The organism is Microbacterium sp. CIAB417 (assembly GCF_022788845.1).
Map to the genome: position 1 here is coordinate 139,438 of NZ_JAHZUT010000009.1, position 25,910 is coordinate 165,347.

The 25,910-nt window shown below is 70.5% G+C and carries 21 protein-coding genes; all 21 read right to left on the reverse strand.

Going from position 1 to position 25,910, the window contains the following annotated elements; translation table 11 throughout:
- Positions 1-47: 47 nt before the first annotated feature.
- A complete protein-coding gene (locus tag KYX17_RS27315) occupies positions 48-482 on the reverse strand; it encodes a hypothetical protein (protein ID WP_243231913.1) in 435 nt (144 codons plus the stop codon).
- A complete protein-coding gene (locus tag KYX17_RS27320; protein ID WP_374208997.1) occupies positions 472-1,257 on the reverse strand; it encodes a hypothetical protein in 786 nt (261 codons plus the stop codon). The genes KYX17_RS27315 and KYX17_RS27320 overlap by 11 nt, the downstream gene beginning before the upstream one ends.
- 54 nt (positions 1,258-1,311) lie before the next feature.
- Positions 1,312-1,953 carry a hypothetical protein gene (locus KYX17_RS27325; RefSeq protein WP_243231915.1) on the reverse strand — a complete coding sequence of 214 codons (642 nt, stop codon included), beginning with the start codon at positions 1,951-1,953 and terminating at the stop codon, positions 1,312-1,314.
- A gap of 3 nt (positions 1,954-1,956) precedes the next feature.
- Entirely contained in the window at positions 1,957-2,658 is a 702-nt protein-coding gene (locus KYX17_RS27330; RefSeq protein ID WP_243231917.1) for a WXG100 family type VII secretion target, read from the reverse strand.
- Between the two features lie 80 nt (positions 2,659-2,738).
- Entirely contained in the window at positions 2,739-3,626 is an 888-nt protein-coding gene (locus KYX17_RS27335) for a hypothetical protein (protein WP_243231919.1), read from the reverse strand.
- Positions 3,623-4,777 (reverse strand): hypothetical protein, encoded by a 1,155-nt coding sequence (locus KYX17_RS27340; RefSeq protein ID WP_243231920.1) that lies wholly within the window; start codon positions 4,775-4,777, stop codon positions 3,623-3,625. Before KYX17_RS27340 ends, KYX17_RS27335 begins: the two co-directional genes overlap by 4 nt.
- The gene (locus KYX17_RS27345) at positions 4,767-5,426 is read right to left on the reverse strand and encodes a hypothetical protein (protein WP_243231922.1); all 660 of its coding nucleotides are present in this window, start codon (positions 5,424-5,426) and stop codon (positions 4,767-4,769) included. The genes KYX17_RS27340 and KYX17_RS27345 overlap by 11 nt, the downstream gene beginning before the upstream one ends.
- An 8-nt stretch (positions 5,427-5,434) precedes the next feature.
- Positions 5,435-6,133, reverse strand: a complete 699-nt coding sequence (locus KYX17_RS27350; RefSeq protein WP_243231924.1) for a hypothetical protein — start codon at positions 6,131-6,133, stop codon at positions 5,435-5,437.
- 81 nt (positions 6,134-6,214) lie between these two features.
- Complete coding sequence (locus KYX17_RS27355; protein WP_243231926.1) at positions 6,215-7,918, reverse strand: ABC transporter substrate-binding protein; 1,704 nt, start codon at positions 7,916-7,918, stop codon at positions 6,215-6,217.
- 10 nt (positions 7,919-7,928) lie between these two features.
- Positions 7,929-8,153, reverse strand: coding sequence for a hypothetical protein (locus tag KYX17_RS27360; protein WP_243231927.1), 225 nt, complete (start codon positions 8,151-8,153; stop codon positions 7,929-7,931).
- A gap of 120 nt (positions 8,154-8,273) precedes the next feature.
- Positions 8,274-8,567 (reverse strand): WXG100 family type VII secretion target, encoded by a 294-nt coding sequence (locus KYX17_RS27365; RefSeq protein WP_243231929.1) that lies wholly within the window; start codon positions 8,565-8,567, stop codon positions 8,274-8,276.
- 106 nt (positions 8,568-8,673) lie between these two features.
- Positions 8,674-13,188: an FtsK/SpoIIIE domain-containing protein gene (locus tag KYX17_RS27370; protein ID WP_243231931.1), complete on the reverse strand. Its 4,515-nt coding sequence runs from the start codon at positions 13,186-13,188 to the stop codon at positions 8,674-8,676.
- A gap of 52 nt (positions 13,189-13,240) precedes the next feature.
- Positions 13,241-14,794, reverse strand: coding sequence for an RDD family protein (locus KYX17_RS27375; RefSeq protein ID WP_243231933.1), 1,554 nt, complete (start codon positions 14,792-14,794; stop codon positions 13,241-13,243).
- A 112-nt stretch (positions 14,795-14,906) separates the two neighbouring features.
- The gene (locus KYX17_RS27380; protein WP_243231934.1) at positions 14,907-16,556 is read right to left on the reverse strand and encodes a serine/threonine-protein kinase; all 1,650 of its coding nucleotides are present in this window, start codon (positions 16,554-16,556) and stop codon (positions 14,907-14,909) included.
- A complete protein-coding gene (locus KYX17_RS27385) occupies positions 16,553-17,929 on the reverse strand; it encodes an FHA domain-containing protein (protein ID WP_243231941.1) in 1,377 nt (458 codons plus the stop codon). Before KYX17_RS27385 ends, KYX17_RS27380 begins: the two co-directional genes overlap by 4 nt.
- A complete protein-coding gene (locus KYX17_RS27390) occupies positions 17,929-18,744 on the reverse strand; it encodes a PP2C family serine/threonine-protein phosphatase (protein ID WP_243231943.1) in 816 nt (271 codons plus the stop codon). The genes KYX17_RS27385 and KYX17_RS27390 overlap by 1 nt, the downstream gene beginning before the upstream one ends.
- Positions 18,741-20,084 carry an RDD family protein gene (locus KYX17_RS27395; protein ID WP_243231945.1) on the reverse strand — a complete coding sequence of 448 codons (1,344 nt, stop codon included), beginning with the start codon at positions 20,082-20,084 and terminating at the stop codon, positions 18,741-18,743. The genes KYX17_RS27390 and KYX17_RS27395 overlap by 4 nt, the downstream gene beginning before the upstream one ends.
- Positions 20,081-22,465: a transglutaminase family protein gene (locus tag KYX17_RS27400; protein WP_243231947.1), complete on the reverse strand. Its 2,385-nt coding sequence runs from the start codon at positions 22,463-22,465 to the stop codon at positions 20,081-20,083. Before KYX17_RS27400 ends, KYX17_RS27395 begins: the two co-directional genes overlap by 4 nt.
- The gene (locus KYX17_RS27405; protein WP_243231949.1) at positions 22,462-23,724 is read right to left on the reverse strand and encodes a DUF58 domain-containing protein; all 1,263 of its coding nucleotides are present in this window, start codon (positions 23,722-23,724) and stop codon (positions 22,462-22,464) included. Before KYX17_RS27405 ends, KYX17_RS27400 begins: the two co-directional genes overlap by 4 nt.
- Positions 23,724-24,695, reverse strand: a complete 972-nt coding sequence (locus KYX17_RS27410; RefSeq protein ID WP_243231951.1) for a MoxR family ATPase — start codon at positions 24,693-24,695, stop codon at positions 23,724-23,726. Before KYX17_RS27410 ends, KYX17_RS27405 begins: the two co-directional genes overlap by 1 nt.
- A 56-nt stretch (positions 24,696-24,751) precedes the next feature.
- A partial coding sequence (locus KYX17_RS27415) for a fibronectin type III domain-containing protein (RefSeq protein ID WP_243231953.1) occupies positions 24,752-25,910 on the reverse strand: 1,159 nt, incomplete at its 5' end.

A 25,910-nucleotide genomic window follows, 5' to 3' on the forward strand; every position in this document is an offset into this window, starting at 1 on the left:
GCGTCACACGATGGGCACGAGTACCCATCCCCGGCGGTCACCCGGAATCACAGGAACGAAGTGGCCCGGTGCCCCAGGCGCGCGGCCAGCGCGATGATCTCGTCGACGTGCCCGATCGGAACAGCGACCAGCGGATGCGCGTCCGGCTCCTCCTCCAGGTGGACGAGGCGCAGACCATGCGGGGCCAGGACCGCGTCGGCGCGCACGATCGCCGCGACCAGATCGCCGTCGATGTCCTCGACCGTATCGAGATCCGCCCCCGCTCGGAACACGCGGGGAAGACCTGCCAGGGCCTCGGCGAGCTCCGGCCCGGCATCCTCCTCGTCCAGGTAGGCGAGGGCGCCGGCATCGTCCAGCCCGTCGATCAGCGCTTCCCACGGATCGTCGCCGGTCGTGCGCACCGCCTCGGCGAGTTCCGCGTCGTCGTCGATCAGCGCGCACAGCCGCGCCCAGTCACGACCGGTGGCGGCGTCAGTCGCCATCCGCGTCGGCCTGGTTCCGGAGGGTCTCGTCGTCGAGCAGGGGCAGATCGGCGCGCGTGATCACCTGCGAGGTCACGGCGTACTCGACCAGACGCGCCCGACGGTTGGTCGCGAGCTTGCCCGGACCGCCGCGGAGCCCCTGCACCCCCATGCGGTCGAGCTTGTCGCACACGTTGTCGAGCTTGCGGTTGAACTTGCTCATGGTCCAGCCCAGACGCTGGGCAGCGGCGCTCGATGACGGGAGCTCGTTCATGCTCACACCCTCGCGCAGCAGCATGGGCTCCGCGAGCGCGACCATCAACTGCTTCTGCAAAGGCGTGAAGCTGGCGGGCATCACCGTCGTCTCACCGCTCATGGAGGCCTCGACCTGGCGGGACACCTCGTACGGCGCCTCCTCGGTGTGCAGGTTGAGCTCGTAGGTGATCGGACCAGCCGTGAAGACGATCACGTTGCGCTCGAACACGAGAGGCATGCGCGCACCGGGAGAGAGCCAGGACTGCACCGCGCCGCCGGCGCTGGAGACCGTCGCCGCGAGACGCACGCCGATGTTGGCGAGCCACCACAGTCCGTCCCGATGCTGCAGCTCGAGGAAATGGCGATGCAGGTACGGGTTGTCGTCGATTCCGAGGTCGCCTTCACGTCCGACGATGAACGGCTGCCCGACCGGCACGTCGTGCCATTCTCCGGCGAACTCCAGGCGCAGCGGCGCCGCCTGCTTCTTCTCCGTCGGCCGGACGGCCTCCTCAGGCTCCACTGCAGGATTCAGATCAGTCACGTGAGGACCCCCTCGGCAATACATCCTGCCACGGAGGGGGCGCGACCGTGGGCGTCAGGCGCCGGGGACGTCGATCTCCACGCTGACGAAGCGGGAGCCCGGGATCTCCTTCACCTGGATGTCCGCCCGCTGCAGGGATGCCGGATCCACACCGAACCTCGCCGCGATCTCGGCCGTGCTGAGACCGCGGAGCACCGCGGCCTCGCTGGCGGGGGCCAGGAAGGACGCATCCCCCTGGGCGGTGGCGCCGTACTTGTCGGGGTTGTCCTGCCCGATGGCGTCCTCGTAGAGCTCCTCGACGACCTGCCCCGGGACGTTCTTCGGGATGCCCTTCACCTCGTCGAGGACGTCCCCGGGCACGGCACGGATCTCCTGACCGACGGATCGGCCGAAGTCGCGAGCGAGGTCGTAGTCCGGATCACGGTGCCGAGGTGTCTTCCCGGACAGCTGATACTCGCGCCCGCGCGTGACGTCCTCGAGCATGTCGTACTTCTTCGCGTGCGAGGCGGGCTTTCCGTCCGCGCGGTGCTTGGGCACCTGACCGGCGTTGCGCCGGTCCAGGCCGCGGATGGCGTCCGCATCGGCGCGGTGCTTGCCGCCGCGCTTGCGGAAGGCGCCGGAGAATCCCTTCTTGAACTCGTGCCCGGTGTCGTCGACGGCATCCATGATGTCCCGGATCAGCTTCTTCATCGACATCGCTCACTCCCCCGAGATCTGCAGGTTGGCCAGGTCCGCGAGCAGGCGATCGGTCAGCTCCTCGACGTCGTCCGCGTGCGCGTCCATGTCGGCGGCGGCCTGGTCGAGGGCGACCAGGTCGGCGTAGAGCTCGTCGACGTCGCCGACGTTGTCCTCGACGACCGGCGCGTCGAGAAGGGACATCACGAGGCCCGGGACCTGGTCGACGAGCGGTTCGAGCGCCAGGGGCATCACCTCGTCGATGACCTTCTCCAGGGTCGCCTCCATCAGCATCGAGAACAGCTTCTTGCGCACGAGGATGAGCGCGGCCGCTCCACCGGCGCCGAAGGGACCGGCGGCGAGCAGCGGGATGAGCTGAGCGAGCGTCAGCGTCACCTCGGCGATCACCTTGACCTTGAGCGCGAGCACGATGTCTGCGGCGATGTCGATGCCCGACGCGGCGGGGCCCAGGACGTCCAGCAGCTGCTGCACGTTCTCGGAGCGGTTGCGGTTCCACGCGGTGACGTGGGCGGTCCCGGCCTGACCGCGCATCGCCGCAGCGATGTCGCCGTTGATCCGGCGGTCGGCCGCCTGGACGAGGGTCTCCATGTCGTCCCGGTATCCGCGAACGAGCACAGCGGCCTTGCGGACCTCGTCCTCGTCGATGTCCGGCCACTCCAGGCCCATCTTGTCCATGACCCAGATGAGCTCGTTCGGCAGCATCATGCCCACGCGACCACCTCCGCCTTCGACGCTATCCGCGGCGTGCGGGACACGCGATGGGGAGTTCAACCCATGAAACGCGTTCAGGCGTGCGCGGCGTCGCCCTGCGCCCTGGGCGGCTCGCCAGGGACGAAATAGCGCGCCGGCGAGAGTCCGGTGCGGACGATCGCGTCACCCGCAGCCTCCAGGAAGTCCTCCATCGTCGCAACGCTGAGCGCCCCGGACGGATCCGCGACCATCACGTTGTCCACCACGGGGAGGAGCGTCGCCGTGTCCTTCGGCCAAGCCGCGAACGTGATCGTCACGCCGTCCTCGCGCACGTGAATCTTCGGGTCCGCGATGTGCACGTCGGGGCGTCGCAGGGCGACCGTCTGCGCCTCGTACGCCCGCACGCTGAACAGGCGCAGCACCCGCTCGAAGCGCATCTGAAGCGACGGGAACCTCTCCCGCCACGGGAACGGCGCCCATGCGCCCTCCGCGAGGATCACCGGGTGGGCGCTGACGAGCGGACCGCCGGCTTCGTACAGCTCCTCGGCGAGATCCAGCGCCGAGGCCATCGCGGCCTCGTCGTTCTCCCCGACGATCAGCAGGCGGTCGCGCGCGAAGGCGAACACGACCGGCGCCCCCTCCAGGGGCACGGCCGCCGTGCGCGGCCGGTCGAACAGCACGGATGCGGCGAGGATCTCGTCGTCGACGCGGATCACCCCGCCGATCGGGGCCGGGATCCGGCCCGCCACCGCGATGGCCGTCGCCACGGCATCCGGGAACGGTCGCGCCGCCTTCTCGTCGTCGCCTCGTGTGACCGGGGTCCCGTCGTCCGCTCGGTCGAGTCCGATGAACAGCTCGCCGCCGACGTACTCCACGCGAGGGTGCGCGTCTCCCGGCGCGGTGATCGACAGCACGCCGAGTTCACCGGCGCCGTACACCCGCGGGACGGCCTTCACGTCGACGTTCCCGAACGCACCTGTCATGAGCCCTCACCCTCTCGTCGGCCTGCTCCGAGACTATCCGCTGATGACGCGGCGTCACGCCACGCGGCGATGTCGTTCCAGGACCAGTGCGCGTCGATCCCGGAGTGCTCGCCCTCCGCACGCCGCTCCGAGACCCAGCTCACCGGAACGATCTGCAGGGCCAGCGACCGGGATCCCGTGCCGTCGTCCGAGGTCACGAGAACGACGGCATGCGTCTGCCCGTACTCCCACCAGCGGGCCTCGACGGCGTGCGCAGCCTTCACCGCGGCGGCGTACGACGCCACGCTGCCGGGTCCCCAGTCCTCGAGATCGGCAGCGATGCCGCGACCCTCCCGCTGCTCGAGCGCGTCGGCGACGCTCGTGGCGAGCGTCGCCATGCGGCGCCGCTGCTCGTCGCCGCCCGACGAGACATCCTGCAGCATGAGGGGCAGGATCTTCAGCGGTCCGCGATCGACGACCGGGATGCGGTCTGCACCGGAGGTTCCGTCCAGCAGTTCGTCGAGCCCCTTCAGGATGTCGCGCGCACCCACGGGAACGCGCCACTCGCCGCCCGTCCGCGAGAAGTCACCGCGGGATGCCGAGCGCGTGACCGAGGCCTCCACGAGTGCAAGGGACTCGTCGATCGCGTCGAGTCCGAACCGGTGTTCGGCGCTCGGCTCCATGGCGGCGACGAGCGCGTCCCACTCGCCGAACGCCGGGGTCCCGGCGCGGAAGCGCTCCACGGGCACATCGGATGCCCTGCGGACGTCGTCGTCGCCCAGCGGGGACGACAGCGTCACCTCGATCACTCCGTCGGGCGAGATCTCCCGGGTGACCGTGACGACCTCGCTCGACGGCACGGTGCCGCCGGGGTCGCCGTCGGGATAGAAGAGGTCGACGGTTCGCCGGCAGAACAGACCGTCCCCCTCGCTCTCCCAGACCGCCGTCCGCAGCGGGGTGCGGCCGGGCGTGTAGAACGTCACCGTGAAGCGGTGCCGCTTCGGGGCGACGATCAGGTACCAGCTCGGCGGATCCTGATCGGGAACGACGTTGAGGCTCCGGCCCTCGTCGTAGCGCGTCCGTGCTTCATCGACCCCGAGATAAGCGGGGTCGCCGAGCGCCTCGAGCCGGAACTTCTCGAACCGGGCGGGATAGCGCGCGCTAATCGACATAGAACTGCGTGTAGGTGCCCGTGCCCATGTCCGACACGTTGAAGACGGCTTCCGGCAGGCCTTCAGGGAGGTAACCGCCGGGGATCCATTGCGCATTCGCGCCGGCCTCGTTGCCCTGGGGCATCCGGAGGTTGCCGTTCATGATCTCCTCGAAGCTGAAGTCCGCACGAACGATGTCCACGGCATTGCCGTCCGAATCGACGAAGAAGTCCTCGCCGAGTCCGAGCATCTCGCCGAGCCTGCGCGGATCGCCGCCCGCCTGATCGATGATGTTGTCGATCTCGCTCGTCGGGAAGACGAAGGTCGTCCCTTGATTGCCAGGACCGTAATTCCCGAGGCTCTCCGCTCGGTAGAAGCGCGTGGCGCCGCCGTCGAACCGCGCGAGATGCTGTCGGATGTAGTCGGAATCGAGGTACTCGGCCGGATACGGCCGGTTCGGCTTGCCTGCGCCGACCACGCGGTCCGGCGTGTGCCAACTGTCCGTCTTCCAACCGGCGCGCAGCTCCGGCGGCACTCTGTCGAGGTCGTTGACCTCGGAGTTGCTGCGTCGGTGCGCGTTCCCGTGCTTGCGGAACATCTCGGAGAGCTGCCGCACGTGGACCGGGACCCCGTCCAGTGCGTCCTTCATCGCCCGGACTACCGGCTTCATGCTCATTCTCAGTCTCCCCCGATGTTCAGACCGGCCAGATCCGTCATCAAGCGCTCGGTCAAGGTCTCGACGTCCGCGGCGTGCTGCTCCATCTCGCCTTCCGCCTGCTCCAGTGCCTGAAGGTCGGCGTAGAACTCGTCCGGATCACCCGCCACGGCCTCCACCACCGGGGAGTCCAGTGCCGCCATGATCGCACCCGGCAGCTCTTCAGCGAGCGGTTCGATCACCATCGGCAGGATCTGGTTCAGCGCCTGCTCGACGGCGATGTCCACGGCGGCGTTGAGCAGCTTCTTCTTCAGCAGCAGCATCGGTCCGGCGCCGGCGGCCGTGATCGGATTCGTCAGCATCGCCACGAGCGTGATCATCGTCGTGGTGATGTCGGCGATCACTTTGATCTTCAGTCCGAGAACGACGTCAGCCGCGATGTCGATGCCGGTCGGCGCCGGACCGAGAAGGTCGAGCAGCTTCTGAAGGTTCTGCGACCTGTTCGTGTTCCACGCGCTCACATACGCGGGTCCTGCTTGACCGCGCATAGCGGCCACCATGTCGCCGTTGACCTTGCGGTCCATCGCCATCAGCTTGTCCTCGAGGTCGTCTCGGAACACGCGGACGATGTCGGCGCCACGGCGCAGCTCGTCTTCGTCGATGTCGGGCCAGTCGAACCCGAGCTTCTCCATCACCCAGATCAGCTCATTCGGCAGCATCATTCCCACAGCAGGACCTCCAAGAAGACTCTAGAGGGCGTCATCGCGGGTCGGCGATGGGGAGAACAACCCATGCCGGACCGTTCAGGGGACCGTCTCCCACTGCACGGCGCCGTAGGTGAGCGGAGCAGCCACACCGCTGCGCGCCGTCACACCGGTCACGTCGCGATCCACGATGGTCACGCGCGGGTTCGTGGCGAGGGGCAGCGCCACGGCCGCGCGCACGATCGTCGCCTCGATCCGCGCGAGGACCTCGCGGGCGTCGTAGACGTCCGTCGTCTGTGCGAGCTGAGCGATCAGCTCGTCACGGTCGGGGTCTGCCTGACGAGTGATGGACGCCGTCCCCTCGCTCCCCCACTGCACCGCGATCTGCTCCGGCGTCCGCGGGATCGGCACGCGGGCGATCACCGCGTCCCAGCGCCGCTGATCGAGGGCGGCGTCGAAGTCGTCCGAACCGCAGTCGACGGCCTCCCAGCCCGCTTCGGCCGCGGCCTCCCGCATGGCCGAGAAGACGCCGGTCGCGAAATCGCTGCCTCGGTCGTAGAGGACGCAGACCCGAGAGCCCGCGGCGACTCCGGCCCGCTCCCGCTCCAGGGCCGGTTCATCGTCCGTCGTGCCGAGTATCTCGGTGAAACCGGAGTCCTCGTTGACGATGTCATAGGCCCGCGAGCCCGGGGCCGAGACCATCGAGGTCGTCCCGGTGTACGCCGACGCCCATTCCCCGGCACCGCGCTCGACCAGACCCGACGCCGGCACGGCGTGGATGAACGCGGTCCGCGCCTCCTTCTGGGAGAAGATGCCCGACGGCTTCAGGAGCACCGACCACATCGTCCCGTCGTGCGCCGTCTCGACGGCGAAGTCCTCGCGTTCGAGGTCGTGGATCGGGCCGCGATTGGCCGAGGTCGGCGCGACCTGCGCGACATCGAGCACGTCGGAGATCGCCGCGACCGGATTGTCGCCGGGAGGCACGAGATCGATCCGCGCCACCTTCGGCGTGACGAGCCCGCGGTAGCCGGGGTTGGGGACGAGCGTCACGCTCTGCCGCTCATCGGCGACCTCGATGCCGTCCACCTGGAACGGGCCGCTGGAGATCAGCCTCTCGGTGGTGAGGTCATCCGGGTCTGCGATCTCGAATCCGGTGTTCCAGACCTCGGAGATCTTCGCCAGAGCGGCGGTGTCGCCCTCCTGGATGGCACGGATGACCGCCTGCTTCGCGGCCATGTCGTCGTCCTCGCCGAACGCGATCCGTCCCACGATGTGCGCCGGGACCGGAACTGTGACCGCCTGCTGCCAGTCGATCCGCGGCTGCGCGAACGTCACGTCGATCGATCGCGCGAACTCGTCGATGCTCGGGACCTCCGGGGCGTCCTCGGGGATCATCTCTGCAGCATCGGCATCTTCGGCATCCGGGAAGTAGCCGGATGCCCCGGCCCAGCCGAGCAGCAGGTCCGCCGCGTCGAGCGGGATGCCGTCGGACCACGCCGGCTCCGCGAGGTCGTATCGGACGGTGAACGGATCCTCGCCCACGATCGTCACCGCGCCGAAGCCCTCGTCGGGGACGAACTCGCCGTCGATCACATCGCCGAAGTCGGCGCGGATCATCTCGGCCACGTCCACGTTCCCGGCGGTCGGGGATGCGGAGGCGTTCGTCGACGTGAGCGACCCCGTCCATCCGACGACGATCTCCGAACCGGGGACGACCGTCTCCGGCAGCGCGGGCGCGCACGCGGCAAGCCCGAGAACGAGCAGCACGGCCAGCGGAGCCGCACGGCGACGATGTCGCGTCATGACGTCGCCGTCACGCGTAGTCGATGCCGTCGTCGCTCTCGGCGGCCATCTGGCGGAACGGCTCGCTCTCCTCGCTCTCGAGCCACGCGCGCGCGTGCTCCAGCAGAACGGCGGGAGAATCCTCGGCCTCCGCCGCGGTCGCGAACGGCCCGAGCGTGTCCTCCGACGGACGCTCGTCCGCGCGCTGGACGGACTGGGTGCTCAGGTTGTACCAGTAGGGCTGCGACCCGCTCATCGGCTCTGTGCTCCGTTCATCTTGTCGATTGTATGCGCCGACGGTGCGCGGCGCTTGCAAAGAGAGAGGTCGTGACGTCGGTGCTCACACCGACGTCACGACCTCTCGGGGTGCGTGGACTCAGGCGCCGCCGGCCAGCTGCGCGTCCGTGTCGCGGATCGCGTCGGCCATGCGGTCGAGAGCCTGCGCCATGTCGTTGACGGCCTCAGCCGCGTCGTCCAGGGACGTCGTGAGCTCCTCGTACGCGGAGGAGTACGCCTCCGACGCGTTCTCGGTCTTGAAGCCGTCCTGCACGAGGTCGTCGATGACGCCCTGCAGCTCCTTGAGGGTGTCCGTGACAGAGCTGCGTCCGTCGCGCAGACGCGCAGCCGCGCTCTCCATCTCGCTGTACGTTGCACCAAAATCGTGGGCCATGAGATCCGCCTCCAGCTTTCTTCGTCTTCAGGCCGCTCGGCCTCTTTACACATGAGGTTAGCTGGCGATGCCCCCCGGTCAAATGGGGAGCGCTACCCATGAACCCCTACCCGTTCGCCGGGGCGTCCGGCACGAACGGCATCTGCATCGTGACCGTGCGCCCGGCCTGCACGAAGATGCCGCGACCGGCGGGGAAGTCCGAGCGCTTCACGCGACCGAACGGCGTCTTGAAGATGCCGTCGCCGTCGTACGTGTCCGGCTTGAGCACGATTCCCTGCCGGCCGGCCTTCCATTCGCCGAGCACGCCGATGCTGCCGCTGGCGCGACTGACCTCGGCGTCGCCGATCAGCATGTGGTCGCTGTTGTTCATGGCCTGCAGCAGCGCCCGCATGGGACGATCCGCCGGCCCGTCGGAGAGGTGCGGGATGTCCTCGATCACGATGAGGATGCGCCCGCCGGGGTCCTCGCTGACGACGAGCTCGGCCAGTTCCGCCGCGAGCTCCTTCTCGTCCTCGGGGCGCGTGGCACTGCGCACCCAGGGCCGGAAGTCCTTGAGCTCGGAGCGCCGGCTGCCGAAGTGGTACATCTGCACCTTCGGGTTGAACCGCTCCATGGCGATGACGAGCGCCTTGAGCGCGTTCGTCCGGCCCGAGGCGGGAGGGCCGGTGATGACGAAGGAGCCGAGCGGCTCGAACCCGCGCGGCGCCAGCGTGTCGTCCGCCACGCCGAACACCGGCATCCCGTCCACTTGGGCGGGCATGTCGGAGACCGGCACCATCGTCGGCAGTGCGCCGATCTCGGGCAGGTCCCGCACGCCCTGGGCGCGCAGGCTGTCGCCGAGCGCGCCCAGCGCCTTGGTCTGCTCGACCACGTTCGGCGTCCCGCCGAGGACGGCGATCTGCGCCTCGTGCCCGTCGATCACCGCGCGCCCCGGTGCGGACTGCTCGTCCAGCACGTCGCGCGGGGCGCCCAGCAGCATGTACTGGCTGGCATCGCCCATGCGCAGGACGACACGGCGCGGGATGTTCGCCGCGACCGCGCTGGGCACCGCGTTGCCGCGGTCCGCCGTGATCACCGCGTGCACGCCGAGCGTGCGGCCCTCGCCGAGGATCCGCATGAAGTGACGGTAGAACGGGCTGCGTCCCGGAGACACCTCCCAGTCCTTCTTGAACTCGGGATAGTTGTCGATCAGCAGCAGGATGCGCGGCATGTTCGGGTCCGCGAGCTCGCGGTACTCCTGCACGGATGCGGCGCTGGCCGCCGAGAAGGCCGCCGCCCGGCGATCCATCTCCCCGTCGAGCGTGCGCAGCAGACGCTGGATGCGCTCGACATCGCCGCCGTCCACGACCGACCCGACGTGCGGCAGGGTCGACAGCGCGCCGAGCGCGCCGGTGGCGAAGTCGAGGCAGTACACCTGCACGCGTCCGAGGTCGGGGCGCATGCCTGCTGCGGTGCCGATCGTCTTGAGGACGGTCGACTTGCCGGAGCCGGATGTTCCGTAGACCACCATCGACCCGTCCCGGTCCGGGACGAAGGCCGCCGCCTCCTGCAGTTGCTTCTCCGGGACGTCCAGCAGGGCGATCGGGATGCGCGTGTCCCCCTCGTTGGGCAGATCGCGCAGGTCCACGACCGTGGCCAGGTCGTCGAGCCACGGCCTGCGCGGCGCGGGGAGACCGGCGACGTCCGCGGCGCGGATGAGCGTCGACACGATCCGCTTCTGGTCGTTCGGTCCGAGGTCCTCCTCGTGCGAATCCGACTCGGCAGGGCGGTCGGGCTCCCACTCCGCGGTGGCGCCGAAGCGGAGCTCGGCGACGCGGACGTCCGCCACGGCGGCCTCGTCGTCGGCCGTCCAGCCGCCGGCATAGGCGGACTGGAAGGGCACGAGACGACCGGGTCCGGTCTTGGCGATGGCACGACCGGGGATCGCCGCCGAGAACGTGGACGCGATCGCGTCGTCGACCACGTCTCGGGAATCGGCTTCGTCCGCCATGCGCAGGGCGATGCGCAGGTTCGTGTTCGCGCGCAGGTTGTCCTTGATGACGCCGGCCGGGCGCTGCGTCGCCATGATCAGGTGGATGCCGAGCGAGCGGCCTCGCTGGGCGATGTCGACGACGCCGTCGACGAACTCCGGCATCTCTGACGCGAGCGCGGCGAACTCGTCGATCACCAGGACCAGCGCAGGCGGGCACTCCGGATCCTGTCGCTTCTCGAGTTCGAGCAGGTCCTTGGCCTTCTTGCGGTTGAGGAGGTGCTCACGGTGCTGGAGCTCGGCGCGCAGGCTCGTCAGGGCGCGACGCACGAGGTGCGGGCTCAGGTCCGTCACCAGTCCCACGCAGTGCGGCAGCTCGACGCAGTCGGCGAACGCGGAGCCGCCCTTGTAGTCGACGAACAGGAACGTGACGCGATCGGGGCTGTGCGCCGCCGCCATGCCGAGCACCCAGGCCTGCAGGAACTCCGACTTTCCGGCACCGGTCGTGCCTCCGACGAGCGCGTGCGGCCCCTGCATCCGCAGATCCAGAGCCATGGCGTCGCTCGCGCCCTGGCCGATGATCGCCCGGAGCGTGCCCGCCTTCTTGAGGCGCGGCCTCGGGGCCGGGGTGCGGTCGACGATCGTGTTGTTCTGCCGCCAGCGCTCGATCACGACGCGGGGGTCCTCGGCGATCGCGGGATCGACGAGCTGGAGGAACATCACCGAGTTGGGGATGTCCGAGGCGTCGTGCACGACGGTGCTGGCGTCCACCACGGGCGCGAGCCGGCGCGCGAGCATGTGCATGTACGCATTGGACACGCCCTCGACGCGGGTGTGCTCGAAGTTCTCGCCGTTGCGCACCAGGCCCACGTGCGCGTCCTCAAGGCCGGCTGTGACGTCGATGTAGCTGCGGCACACGGCCGGCAGCGACTCGACCGTGGGCGAGACGAAGACCGCGTGGACCCCGTGGTCCGCACCGCGCTCGAGCACGTCGGTGAGGCGGCCGCGATCGACCGGCGCGTCAGCCGTCACGAACACGATGACCGAGACGGGCGGCGTCTTCTGATGGTCACCGGCGGCGCGCGACACGTCAGTGCCGTACAGCAGCGGGTTCCAGTCCTCCTTGAACGGACCGCGCGGCTCTCCGCCCGGTCCGTCGCCTGCGGCACGGCGCACGTACTCCTCAAGAGAGCTGAGCAGCGCCGCCCCCGTCGGAGCCGAGTCCGCCAGCGCCATGTCGCGGAAGGGACTCTTCTCGCTGGAGGTGTGCGGCATCCACTTCAGCCAGTCCAGCTCCGGCGTCCAGGCCGAGTCGGCGAAGGCGACGGCCACGACGTCATTGGGCGCGTGCAGGCCGAACAGTTGGACGGCGATGCCGCGCATCGTGTCGGCGACGGGGCCCTGCGGCCCCGCGATCCCGATCGAGCCCGCATCGGCCAGGGTGTCGAACACCGGGACGTCGTCGACGAAGGCATAGCGTTCGCGCAGGCGGTCGACGCGATCGATGAACTCCGGCAGGCCCTCAGGCGTCTCGGCGTCGTCGATCGTGTTGCGCGCCGGGAGGCGGCAGGACCCCAGCCGCAGGCCGAGGAAGTTCCAGTGCTCCGGGCGCCTCGTCCAGAGCATCGGGCCCAGCCGCATCGCGTGGTCGAAGATCTCGGCCACCGGCGGCGCCTCTTCGTTGCGCGCGCGCTCCTCCTCGGGCTTGCCCCGGAAGAAGTCCTCTTCGAGCTGCTCGAACTGCCGCTCGAAGAGGAGGAACTCGTGGTTCGAGCTCTTCTTGCTCTGCACGGCCTGGTTGATGATGTTTCCGAACGCCATGAGCGGGGTCATGACGATCATGAGCAGCGACCGCGGGTTCTCGTTCAGCGCGTACAGCGCCAATCCCATGAGGATCGGCGCTACGAGGATCGGCCAGGGGAACATCTTGCCGATCTTCTCGGCCGGCAGGCGCGGCGGCTTGAAGTTCGTCCCGGGGTAGCGCACCTCCACGCGAGGGCTGCGGTTGAAGAGCAGGCCGCCGCCGCGTTCGATGATCGGGTCCTCCACGGCCGACCCGTCGAACGACCGCGCCAGGCGCAGCACGAGGGTCGTGCCTCCGATGACGAACGGCTCGCCCTCCTCGACCCGCACGCGCTGCACGGCCATGCCGTCCACGAGCACCCCGTTCGCCGAGTTCAGGTCGACGACCTCGATGTGCGCACCCACCTCGAGCCGGGCGTGGCGCTTGGAGACCATCGGGTCGGCCAGCACGACGTCATTGTCCGCCTCACGACCCAGGAAAACGTGCCCGGATCTGATCGGGAACTCCTGACCGGCGAGCGTCCCCGCCGTGGCGACCAGGACGCCTGCGACGTCCCGGCGGTCGGCCGAGGCGTAGTCGGGGCCGTAGTTCACGATGGATGCCGCAAAGCCGGACCCCACCGCAGCCTCGCCGATCGGGACGTCCGGCTGCAGCGGCACGAGGCGCTCACCGGTCGGAGGTGCGACGGCGAGCGTGAGCACGTCCCCCTCGGCGAACGCGACGGATCGGGTCGGGTCGGCCTCGGCGACGTGGCGGGCCACGTCGCCGGCGGTGGCCGTCGAGTCCGTCGTGATCACGATGTCGACGGGATCGCCCGCCGCTCGATGCAGGGTCAGCTTCAGTCTCATGCGTCTTCCTCGATGTCGCGGCGCCCGCGGGCCGTCCTCTGCGTGCTCACGCTCACACCCGGATCACGGCGGCCACGCGGTCGCCGAGCCGGATCATGTCGCCCTCGGTCGTCATGACCGGCGCCCCGGCCGTGACGGCGTACTCGGTGCCCGCCCTGACCAGCCCGGATCCGTTCGTGGAGCCGCAGTCGACGATCTCGAGTCCCCCCTCGGCGGGCCGCACCAGCAGATGCGTCTTCGAGAGGGACCGGCTGTCGTCGGCGAGCGCGACGGGTCGCGCTCCGGGATGCCCCGCCGCGTCGGGATTGCGCCCCAGCAGGACGGGCTCGGAGACCAGGATGCTCTCGCCGCTGTCGAGGCGCAGACCGAAGCGGGCCGCGGGAGCGCGACGCGGCTCGGCCGGCGGCGGGGTCGGTCGTGCGGCGGGTGATGCCGTCTGGACCGCCGGCACCGCAGCCGGCTCGGGGGCCGTCGGCTGGGCACGCACAGGTGCCGGAGCGGGCTGCGCCGGGGCCTGCGGCTGCACGACGGCCTGCGGTTGCGGGGCGGGCTGCTGTGCCGGGGCGGGCTGCGCGGGGGCTTGCGGTTGCGGGGCGGGCTGCTGTGCCGGGGCGGGCTGCGCGGGGGCTTGCGGTTGCGGGTCCGCCGGCGGTGCGGGGTTCTTCGGGACCGCGGCCGCGGACACCGGAGCAGCCGGCGTCGGCATCGCCGGCGCGTACGGGAATCCGGCGGGCGCCGTGCCGGTGAGGCTCTCGCGCGCCCCCCGATACCCGCCGAGCACGGGCTTGCCCGTCTCGATCGGCGCCGGAGCGGCGGCCGAAGCCTGCGGCAGGCCGACGGCCGGACGCTCGTCGGATCGATGCGGCCGCGCGACGCCGAGCACGCCCGCGCTGATCCGATTCCCCGGCCGGTAGGCGGGCTGCTGGCCGGGACCCACCGGAGTGGCCAGCGACGGCAGCTCCGACCGCTCGGGGGTGGGATCGGCCTTCACGACCTTGCGGGCGACGCGCATCCGCTTCTCGTCGTACGGGTTCAGCCCCTTGCGCACGTCCACGAGCCAGACCTTCGTCGCCTTGTCGTGCCAGCCGCGGCCGCGGCCCTCCGGGTCGAAGGTCGGCGAGGCGAGGAACGCCGCAGGGCCGATGACGGGCACCAGGCCCGAGGCCCACACGATGATCAGGCGCAGAAGCACCTGCCCGACTCCGGGGCGCTCGAGCGTTCGCACGTTCACGCTCCGGATGCCGGTGATCGCCTTGCCGATCGTGAGGCCCTTGCGTCCGTGGAGGACCAGCTGCACGACGGAGTAGATCAGCGTGAGTCCGACCGTGACGGCGGCCATGGCGACGCTGAGCCCGAACCCCGGGTGGTTGAGGAAGCCGTAGGGCGAGATGGATCCCGTCGCGAGCTTGAGCACCAGCGGCATCGCGCCGAGCCACAGCGGCAGCTGCAGCAGCAGCCACAGTCCGAGGTCGCACACCAGCGCGAGCGCGCGGCGGCCGAACGGCGCGGACAACAGTCCGAGCGCCGCGGCATATGCGGGGTCCGGACGTCCGGCCGCGTCGAGGCCCTCGATCGTCGGCCTGCTGTCGTCGATCTCCCAGATCATGCCGTCGGATGCCCTCCCCCGCGCTCATCTCGCCGTCTGCGGCCGAGGTCAAGAATACTGAGTCGTGTCATGTCGAATCGCTTGTCGCTGCGGCCCCTGCGGGCCCGCCCGGTCAGTCGATGCATCCCCGGACGGGTTCGGACGATCGTCCTCCCGTGCGCACCAGAGTGACGTCTATGCAGACCTCGCCCTCGCCCTCCGGCGTGAACGTCACGGTCGGCTCCTGTGCCTTCTCCGAGCTCGTCTCGCCCGACAGCACGACCTGCTGCCAGATGTAGTAGTCGCCGTCCTGCTCGTCGGGGTTGGCCCAGGTGAAGGTCACCTCGGACCCGCTGCGCTCCCCGGCGAGGTCGGTGACCTGCGGGATGATGCTTCCCACGACGTCCTGCGGGTCGACGACGTCCGTGGTCTCCTCCGGCTCCGGAGCGGCGTTGAGCGAGTTCGCCGCGAGCGTGATCCCGGCGACGCCGCCCGCGATGATCACGACCGCCGCGGCGATCCCGCCGATGACGAGGCCGATCCGGCGGCGCGGTTTCTGCTCGGCGTCCACTGCGGCCTCGGGTGCCGCGGCCGACGGGGCGGCCGGTGCGGGAGAGGCCGGATTCAGCACGCGCGGCGGACGCAGCAGAGTGCGGTCGTCGTCCGCGCCGGCGGCGGGAGCCGCCGCGCCCGAAGGCGGGCGGATCACGGTCTCGTCCACCGCGGCCGTCCCGGCGGAGGGCAGGTCGAACACCGGGATCTCGGACGCCGGTGTCGGTGCGGGCGTGCCCAGCGGACCGGCGGCGAACGGCTGCGTCAGCGCGGAGGGCCGAGTCGACCCGGCATCCGGATCGATGCTGACGACCTCGCGGACCCTGGTCAGGCCGTCGTCGTCATCCTCGATCTGCTCGATCGGGTGATCGTCGACGATGTCGATCGGCGTCACCGAGTGCGACAGCTCGATCTGCACCTTCTGCAGCGCCCGCGCGAACGCGACGGCACTCGGATAGCGGTCGGCCGGGTTCTTCGCCATCGCCCGCTCCAGCACGCGCTGCAGGCTCGCCGGGGAGTCGGGTCGCCCGATCGGCGGCAGCGGCGCCCGCTCGATGCGCTCGATCAGGTCGGCACTGGAGTTGCGCTCCCCGGGGCGCTCGAACGGCGAACGCCGAGCCAGAAGCGTGTACAGCGTGGCGCCGAGGGCCCACACGTCGGAACGGGTGCCGCTCTGCGGCGGGTCCCCGAACGACTCGGGCGGAGACCAGGGGATCGACATGCCGGTCGCCTCGGTGATCGCCCCCGTCGTCGACGCGATGCCGAAGTCCGTCAGGGCCGGACGGTTGTACTCCGTGACGAGGATGTTCGCCGGCTTGATGTCTCGGTGGAGCACCCCGGCGCGATGCGCCGTCTCCACGGCCCCGGCGACCTGGATGCCGACGCGCAGCGCCTCGGCGACCGAGAACGCCTCCTTGCGGGCGCGCAGCTGCAGGTTCGGGCGCGGGCAGTACTCCATGACCAGGTACGGCCGGCCGTCGCCGGCGACACCCGCCTGATAGATGGTGACGATCGCGGGATGCGTGGACAGCATCGCCATGACGTTCGCCTCGTCGGTGAACTCCTGGGCGGAGCCGCTCGCGATGCGGTCGGCGAGCAGCACCTTGACGGCCACCCGCCGGCGGGGCATCTGCTGCTCGTACAGGAAGACGTCCGCGAATCCGCCGGTCCCCAGCGGCTCCACGTAGGTGAAGCCGGGCAGCTCGGGCGGCGGAGAGGGGGGCCTGCTCACGGGAGGTCCTCGAAGGCGACGGTCACGCCGTCGCCGAGATCGATCACGTCTCCGGACAGCACGAGGGTCTGCTCCCCCGGGTGCAGGCGCACCGGGTCCGCACCGGGACGCAGCAGCGTCGAGCCGTTCGTCGTGTGCAGATCGATCACCACGACGGTGTCGCCCTCGGGCCGGATCTCCAGGTGGCTGCGCGAGATGTCCTGCTGCGGGCTCTCGACCGCGATCAGGTGAGGAAGGCTCGCGCCGCTCGCGCGCGGCGCGCGCGGCCGGCGGCCGATGACGACCGTGCGGTCGAGGGCCACGACCTGACCGGTGGACACCCGGATCCGCCCGCCGCCGACGGCGGGCATCAGCGCGGTCGCGGCCTCGGGCTCGATCTGCGGGACCGGCGGGAGGTCGCCGCGCAGGGCGCGCGCCTCGGCGACCGAGATCGTCGCGCCGTCATGGTCGCCGGCGACGGGAGGCGCGGGCGGAGCCGACGGCACGGAATGCACGGTGTCGCCGAACAGCTGCTGGAACTCGTCGAAGTCGCTGCCCAGGGTCTGCTCGGCCGGGATGAGCGTCTGATCGCTCACGACGTCGTCGGACGCCTCGGCAGGGGCCGCGGGATCGACGTCAATGGCCGCTGTCGCGGCATCCGCGGAGGTCTCCTCGGGCTCGACGGCGGGCTGGTCGGTCTCGACAGCGGCCTGCTCGTCGGGCTCCTCCGTCCCGGCATCCGTCCCGTCGACCTCGTCCAGCGCGTCGGTCTCCTCGGCCGTCGCGTCCTCGGGCGCCGACGGAGTCTCGTCGGTCACCGGCGCAGGGAGGGGCACGACCGGAGGAGGCGGGACCGCCGCCGCGAAGGCGGGTGCGACCGCCGCTTCCGCGGCGAGCGCGGACTCGGCCTCGGGCGCCGCGCCGCCCGCGGCTGCCTCCGCCGCGGACCCGTCACCGGGCTCGAGGTCCGCCGAGACCTCTGCCGCACGGACGATTCCGCCCAGGACCGGGAACTCCGCCTCGCCCGCATCCGCCGACAGCCTCAGCACGACCCGGTCAGCGCCCGGGATGAAGCGCTCGCTCCAGGTCGTGACGTCGGCGCCGGAGAGGGTCTGAAGCCCATCGGAACCCGTGACCTCGGCGACGATGTCGCCGCGGACGGCGACCCGGACGTTCGCGCCCTCTCGCACGGCGGCCACGAACGGAGGCATCGCGGTGAACGATCCTCCCGCGCTGTCGGTGATGGCGTCGACGACTGCGGCCAGCGTCCGCTCGTCGTTCAGGCGCTCCCACAGGGTCGACACCAGTGCGTGCGGGACCTCGGGCGGCAGCGCGACGAGCGCCCCGGGGACGACGAGTGCGTTCCAGGACCCTGGTCGGTAGTTCGTCTGCATCAGCGAATCCCTCCTGCCGCGGCTTCCCGCGGTCGGGTGTCGGCATCGATGTCGTCGTCCGCCTGCAGCGGACGCCCCGGCTTCGAGGCGACCAGCACGGCATCGGCGACCACGACGGTCACGTTGTCCCGTCCCCCGGCTCTGACGGCCTCGTCCACGAGGAGGTCGGCGGCGGTCTGAGGGTCCGGCTCCGACATCAGCACTTCGCGGATGCGCGCGTCGTCGAGCTCCGACGACAGCCCGTCCGAGCAGACCAGCATCCGGTCGCCCAGTTCGGCGGGGAACATCCAGTAGTCCGCCTCGCCGGTGCTGCCGGCTCCGATGGCGCGGGTGATGATGTTGCGACGGTGATCGGTCGCGGCGTCCTCGGTGGTCAGCTCTCCGGAGTCGATCAGTTCCTGGACGACCGAATGGTCGACGCTGATCTGCTCCAGCTCCCCACCGGAGAGCCGGTAGGTGCGGGAATCGCCGATGTTCAGCGCCAGCCAGTAGCCCATGCCGTCCACCGACGCGATGACGGCTCCGCTGAGCGTCGTCCCAGCGCGTCCGTTCCCGGAGGTCGACAGCGCCTCGACCGCGTCGCGTGCCCGGCTGAGCGCCGTGCGGACGTCGTCCAGCGTCAGGTCCGGTCGACCGATGAAGCGCGAGAACTCCTCGATGACCGCGGAACTGGCGACCTCGCCCGCCTCGTGTCCGCCCATGCCGTCCGCCACCAGGAACACGGGGGCGCTCGCCAGCAGCGAGTCCTCGTTGAGCGGGCGGCGGTTGCCCGGATGGGTCGCGGACCCGGTCGACACGATGAGGGACGGGATCATTCGTAGCCCCCGACCGTGACGATGCGGTCGCCGATCGAGATCACGTCGCCGAGCTTGATGCGCACACGCTCGCCCGGGGTGCAGGTGATCTGGACCCCGTCGCGGATGATCGTGGTGCCGTTGGTCGAGTTGCGGTCCATCAGCCATCCGCCCGAGGTGTCCGCGGCCGCCTCGAAATGCGTCTTCGAGAGCGAAAGGGTCTCATCGCGCACGGGGACGATGACGGCGCCCTCCTCCGAGGCCGGATTGCGGCCGAAGACGGTGCGGCGCGACACCGAGACGCGGGCCCCGTCGTCCCAGGTGAACACGAGCCGGTGGCCGGGGATGCTGATCCGGGTCTGCTCGACGTCGTCCTCCTCGGCGGGCGTGATAGCCGCCGCGGCGGGCGTCTCCGCGGAAGTCCCGGATGCCGGGACGGGCGTCTCGGCGGTTTCGGGCGCGGCAGCTGCTGCCTCCTCGGACGGCGGCTCGGCCGACGCCGCCGGCGCGGGGCGGAGCGGAGCGTCCTGCGTGATGCCGGGCACGAACGCGATGAGGGACGAGTCCGCAGGCAACTGAGGCGCGGGCTCGGGCGTCACGGGCAGCGGCGGACGCGGCGGGACGATCGTCTCGTCCAGGGCGCTCGACGAGAGATCCGGAGCGGCCGGTGCCGTTTCGGGCAGCGGCGGCGCGGGAGCGGCGAACGACGGCTGTGCCGGGGCCGGGTTCCCGAACGGCAGAGCCGGTGCGGGCGACTGCGGGAACGGCTGGCCCGCGGGCGGCTGCGGGAACGGCTGGCCCGTCGGCGGCGCGGGGTACCCCGGGGACAGCGGGGGCTGCCCGCCGACGCCACCGGCCTCGGGCACCGGAGGCAGCGGCATGGCCTGCGTCGCCGGGGCGGTCGGCGCGGAGACCCGCGCATCGATCACGAGCGTCTTCGCCACTTTGTCGTGCCACCCCTGATAGCGGCCGGTGCCGTCGAAGAGCGGGGTGAAGTAGCCGACCACGATCGAACCGGCCAGCCAGAAGATCACGTTGCGCAGCAGTGCGCGGCCGAATCCGATCGAGTCGCCGGTCGCGGCATCCACCAGGCGCACGCCCTGGGCGCGCATACCGATGGAGCCGGCGCCGACCTGCATGTACGTGTAGACCAGCAGCCAGCCGATCTCCAACGCGACGACGACCGGGGCGCCGATCGCGAGGATCAGCAGCATGCCCTCGACGCTGCCGCTGAGCACCGCGATGGTGACGAGGATGCCGCTCAGCACGATCGCGAGACCGGCGGCGATGAGGGCGTCGAGCACGTACGCCACGGCGCGTCGGGAGATCGGGGCGATCTGCCCGAAGGGAAGCATCGTCATGCGCTCTCGCTCTCGGATGTCGGGGAACTGTTCTTGTCGATGGTGCCAGGTTCTCGCCGAACGCGCGCGGTCGCGGCATCCTTCAATCCCTGGAAGCGCTCGGCCAGCGACGAATCCTTGAGCAGCGAGCGCAGGCTCAGCCGCGCCTTCAGGCGTGTGAAGAAGCCGGCATCCCTGCTGAGCCCCCCGACGATGCCGTCGACCTCTGCCCAGAACGCGTCCACCTGCTCGGGCGTCGGCTCGGTCGGTCCGAACACCTCGGCATCGGCCCGCTGGGCGAGCACGGTCACCGCGGGCACCGTGAGGGCTTCGACGACCTGCCCCGCCTCCTCGGCGCGCGTGGCCCCAGGGGTGATCCGCGCGCCGTAGTCGACGGCGCGGTCGGTGAGCTCGTCCCATCCGCCGCTGATCCGGTCGGCGGTGCGCTCCGCCGCGCGTCGCGCACGACGACGGGCAGCCTTCCACGCGCCGATCACGATGAACGGCGACGCGAGAAGGGCGATGATGCCGAGCGAGATGCCGCCGATCGCGAGGATCGTGCCGATGAGGCCGGCGAGGTTGAAGTCGTCCTCCTCCGCCTCGCGGTCGTCCGGAAGCGTCGGGGGCAGATCCACCGGCTCCTGCGGCGGGGGCGGCGGCTGCAGCACCTGCGGCTTGGGGTCGGCGCGCGGTTTGGTGTTCTGGTCGTTCGGGACCTTGTCCTCGGGCGGCGTGGGGTCGAAGGCGACCCAGCCGTGCCCGGCGAAGTTGACCTCGACCCAGGCATGCAGGTCATCCCCGCTCGCTGCGAACGTCGCCGACGCCGCGTCCTCCTCGTCGGGGTAGAACCCCATGACGACACGGGCGGGGATGTCGAGCTCCCGCGCAAGAAGCGCCATGGCGACCGCGTACTGCTCGTCGTCGCCGATCATCTGGTCGCCGCCGATCAGCGTCGAGATCCGCTCGGAGGTGTGCCCGGCGCGGGAGATGACCTCGCCCTCCAGACCGTGACTGAAGAAGCCGCCTTCGGCGAGGAAGGTCTCGAGCGCCGCGACCTTCTCGATCGGTGTCTCGGCGTCCTCGGTCGTCTCGGCGGCGAGGGTCGTCAGCTCTTCGGGCACGTTGCTCTGCTTGGGCATCGAGATCTCACCGAACTCGGCTTCAGCGAGATCCTCGTCCTTGCGCTCGGCCGGCAGCGTGGTCTCGATCGTGTAGGTGTCGCCCTCGGTCAGCGGCACCGTCGAGATCGCGGTCGCGCTGGCCTCGTTGTAGTACGTCGCACGACGCAGCTCCTCGGCGCGGCCGCCGGTGAAGTCGAGCTCGTTCACCTGGCCGGCGATCGGGATCCAGACGTCCTCGTACTCGCCGATCTCGAGCTGCAGCGTCGCGCGCGCCCCCTCGGCGTCGACGGACATGTTGCCGCGCAACGGCGTGAACGCCCCCGACGAGCCGGTGCCGGCGTCCGAGACGTTGTACACCTGGCCGTTGAAGTCGTCCATCGCCGCGAGCCGGACGCGCGACCCCTCGGGCAGGCCCTTCACGGTGAAGAGCGTGTCCTCCAGGTGGTCGCGCACGATCTTGCGGTGCGACTGCAGCGGGCTGGGGTACTCGCGGATGTTGAACGGCGGGATGATCGTGTCACGGAAGACGTGGCGCGGGGCTGCCGGTTCCGCCACGGCGCTAGTGGCGACCCCGGCACCGGTGGCGACGACGAGCACGGCGGCACCCGCCCCGATGCGCCGCCAGCGCATGTGAGCGGCGCGGGTCGGGTCGACCTCGCCGACCGAGACGGCGGCGTTCTGCGGTGCCCAGATCTGGCGCAGCGACAGCCAGCCGACGCTGACCAGCGCGAACACGGCGCCCTGCACGAGAGGCGCGGCGGGCGACGGCACGCCCAGGGCGATGCCGAACATCACGGCGGCACCGGCCGGGATCAGCGCCCAGCCCGCGTGCTTCAGTCGCAGCGCGAGGGATCCGGTGAGCACGCTCGCCGTGAGAAGGAGCAGGAACGGCACGAGGAGGTGGCCGTCCGACACCGCGACGGGAGCGACCGTGGTCAGCAGCTGCTTCCATGAGGTGATGGTGCCGACCGCGAGCCGCTGGAGCGTGTCGACGGTCGGGATGAAGCCCGCGATCGTCGTGAACGGCAGCGCCAGCGCGCCGCCGAAGACGAAATAGGCCGCGATCGTGAGTCCGGCGATGATGAGGATGCCCCACCGCCGCCAGGCGCTCACGGCGGCGATGCCGAGCCCGAGGATGACCGCGCCGACGGCCGCGGGGAGATAGCTCGACGAGGCGAAGGTGGGCCAGAACCCGACGACGGCGACCCCGAGCAGGAGCGCGGACGCCGTGAGGTCGATGAGGTAACGGCGCGGACTGATCGGCGTGGTCGCGGCGGTCATGCGAGCACCTTCTGCAGAGCGAGGGGCAGCTGTTCGAGCGCGGCCACGGTGACGACGTCGGCGTCGCCGATGCGGCGAAGAGTCGGGTTCTCGGCTCGCAGGTCGACGACGATCGCCAGCGCCCGCGCCCCGAAGGGGACGCGCGAGCAGGCGGCGCGGAGATCCTCGGTCGAGGTCTTGGAGCCGGTCACGAGCACGACGAAGCTGGCGAGCGGCATGGTGGCGGCCAGCACCCCGGCGAGCTCGGTGATGCCGCCCTCCTTGGGCTTGGAGAACTCGACCGTCGACAGGGAGTCCAGCAGCTGCTTGCCGGTGCCGGCCGGAAGATCACGTCCCTGCACCCGCAGGTCGACGCGCTGCGAGTCGCGCAGGGCTCGCAGGCCGACCGAGCCCGCCATGGACACGGCGCGCTCGAACTCCTCGTCCTCGGCGTACTCCGCCGTGTTGCGGGACAGGCCGATGACGAAGTGGGAGCGGCGGGTCTCCTCGAACTGCCGGACCATCATGACCCCGGTGCGCGCGGTCGAGCGCCAGTGCACGTGGCGCAGGTCGTCGCCGGGCTGGTACTCGAGCAGAGCGTGGAAGGACACGTCGTCACGGGAGAGGTCGGCGGCAGGCATCCCCTCGAGGTCGCGGAGGAATCCGAGCGACTGCCCGTCGAAGAGCACCGTCTTGGGGTGGACGTACAGGTCGACCGGCTCGTCGCGCCGGTGGGCCCGCTCGAACAGTCCGAGGGGGTCGCCTCGGACCACGCTGACCGGCCCGACCTTCACGACGCTGCGCTTCTGGGTCGGGATCGCGAACAGCTCCTCCGCCTGCTCCCCGGGGGCGAGGCGCTGGATGCCGAACTCGCCGCGACCCGAGCCCACCGGCAGAACGACGCGGGAGGGCAGGATGGCTCGAGTGCTGCGGTTCGCGAGGGTCAGCGCGCCGACCGCGCGCTCGCCCACGACCACACGGGTGCGGGCGAGGTCCAGGGCCACGTCGTACTCGGTGCGGCCGATGAGGAACAGCGCGCACAGCACCACGGTGACGCCGATGATGACGGCCGCGACGGCGAGCTCCCACCAGCCGAACACCTGCCCGACGATCCAGAGGCCGAGACCCAGGCCGATCAGGACCCAGGCCAGGGGCCGGATGGCCGCCAGGATCACTCGGAGACGCACCCCGAGTCGCGTTCCGACGACCGCCGCGATGTCGCGCCAGCCGGCGTCGCGTCGAGTCGTCGGCGCCGCGGCCGGGAGGGTCTCCGAGGTCATCACGCCGCCGCTCGTGCCTGAGGAGCCGCCACGGAGTCCAGGACCCGGGAGATCACGACGTCGGCGGTCGTGCCGGCGAACTCCGCCTCGGCATCCAGCAGCAGACGGTGCTGCCAGACGGAGCGGGCCAGCGCCTTGATGTCGTCGGGCAGCACGTAGTGGCGCCCGTGGGCGGCGGCCCACACCTTCGCGATGCGGACCATGGCGATCGCGCCACGGACCGAGACGCCCAGCCGCACGCTGCCGTCGGCACGGGTCGCTTCGGTGAGCTCGGCGACGTAGCGCAGCACGGCGGGTTCGACATGGGCGGAGGCCGCCAGATCCGCCATGTCGGCGACGGCGCTGGTCGTGATGATCGCGGACAGGCTCGCCGACGGGTTGCGGTCGGATGCTCCGGCCAGGATGCTCTGGGTGACGTCGAGGTCGGGGTAGCCGATCGACGTCTTGATGAGGAAGCGGTCCAGCTGCGCCTCGGGGAGCTTGTAGGTTCCGGCCTGCTCGACGGGGTTCTGCGTGGCGATCACCAGGAACGGGCGCCCGGTCTCGTGCGTGACGCCGTCGACCGTGACCCGGGACTCCTCCATGACCTCGAGCAGGGCGGACTGCGTCTTCGGCGAGGCGCGGTTGATCTCGTCCGCCAGCACGATGGACGCGAAGATCGGTCCCTTATGGAACTCGAACCGGTGCGCCTGCTGGTCGTAGATCGTGACGCCGGTCACGTCGGACGGCAGCAGGTCCGGCGTGAACTGGATGCGGGCGCTCGTGCCCTGGACCGTGGCCGCGAGGGCCTTGGCGAGGCTGGTCTTGCCCGTGCCCGGCGCGTCCTCGAGGAGAACGTGGCCCTCGGCGAGCATCGAGGCGAGCACGAGGCTCACGATCTCGCGCTTGCCCTGGAGCGCCTTGTCGACGTTGTCGACGAGGCGATGGAAGGTGCCCTGGAACCAGGCGGCCTGTTCGGGGGTCATCGTCATGTGCGGGGTGTCCTTAGTCGTGGAGATGCGGGATGCTGCGGGTGCCGGGGACGGAGCTACCAGTCTCTGCGCTCGTATGCCTTGCCGTCGATGACGACCCAGACCTGGTGGGGCGGGTTCCTGAGCATGTCGCCGTGGTGGCAGTACAGATCGAAGGATGCGTTCGCGCCGAAGTTGTAGGTGTTCGTGCTCCACCCGTTGGGGAACGCCGAGCTGTAGCAGCGGACCGTGTGCGAGCCGCCCGGGAACGTGCTGTTCGTGTTCAGGTGGAACTTGTGGCAGCCGTCCGCGCAGTCGGAGGATCCGACGTACGCGCCGTTGGTGACCCACGCGTTCGGCGGATCCGGCGGCGGGGGCGGATCGTTCGTCCGCGCAGAGTCGGTGCCCGACGCCGACCAGCCGGCCTTGTTGTGCACCTGCACCGCGATCGAGTGCGTCTTCGAGTACGCGGACCCGGTCGTGGTGGAGCCGTTCGCGCTGACCGACTGCCATCCGCCGCCGTTGACGCTGATCCGGGCACCGTCGATCGATGCGCCGTTGTCTCCGTTGGGGCTCCAGGAGAACGTCACGGTCGTGCCGTTGTTCCTGGCCGTCACGTTCGGCTTCGGCGGGAGGCCGTACGGTGTCACGGCGGCGGACGCGGGAGACGGGTCGCTGGTGTACTGCACGCCGTCGACGGTCGTCACGGCCCGTATGCGCACCGTGTAGGAGGTGCCGTTGTTCAGGCCGTTGATCCTCGAACCGTCCCAGCTGGTGCTGCTCTGCCATCCCGCGCCGTTGAGGCTGTACTGGTACACGGTCTCCGACGCCGACGCGCCGTTGAGCTCCGCCGCGGTGAGCGTGTACGAGTTCTTGTTCACGATGAGGTGACGGTCGCCGTAGTCACTGATCGTCGGCCGTGAAGGGGCGTCCGGCTTGATCGCGGCGCGACGCGGCGCGGAGGCGGGACTGTAGTCGCCCCAGCCCGCCTTGTTCTCCGCCCGAACCTTGTAGGTGTACGCGGTCGTCGACGTGTCGACGACGACGGCCTGCGAGGTCTTCCCCGCCGCGACGTCGATGGTCTGCACGACGCTGGACCCGTTGATCACCTGCAGCTGGTATCCGTCGATGGCATCGCCGTTGTCGTTCGGCGCGACCCAGCTGACCTGCATCTGCGCACGGTCGTCGACCGCGGTGAGAGATGACGTGGTGGGGGCTGCGGGTTGCAGAGGAGGC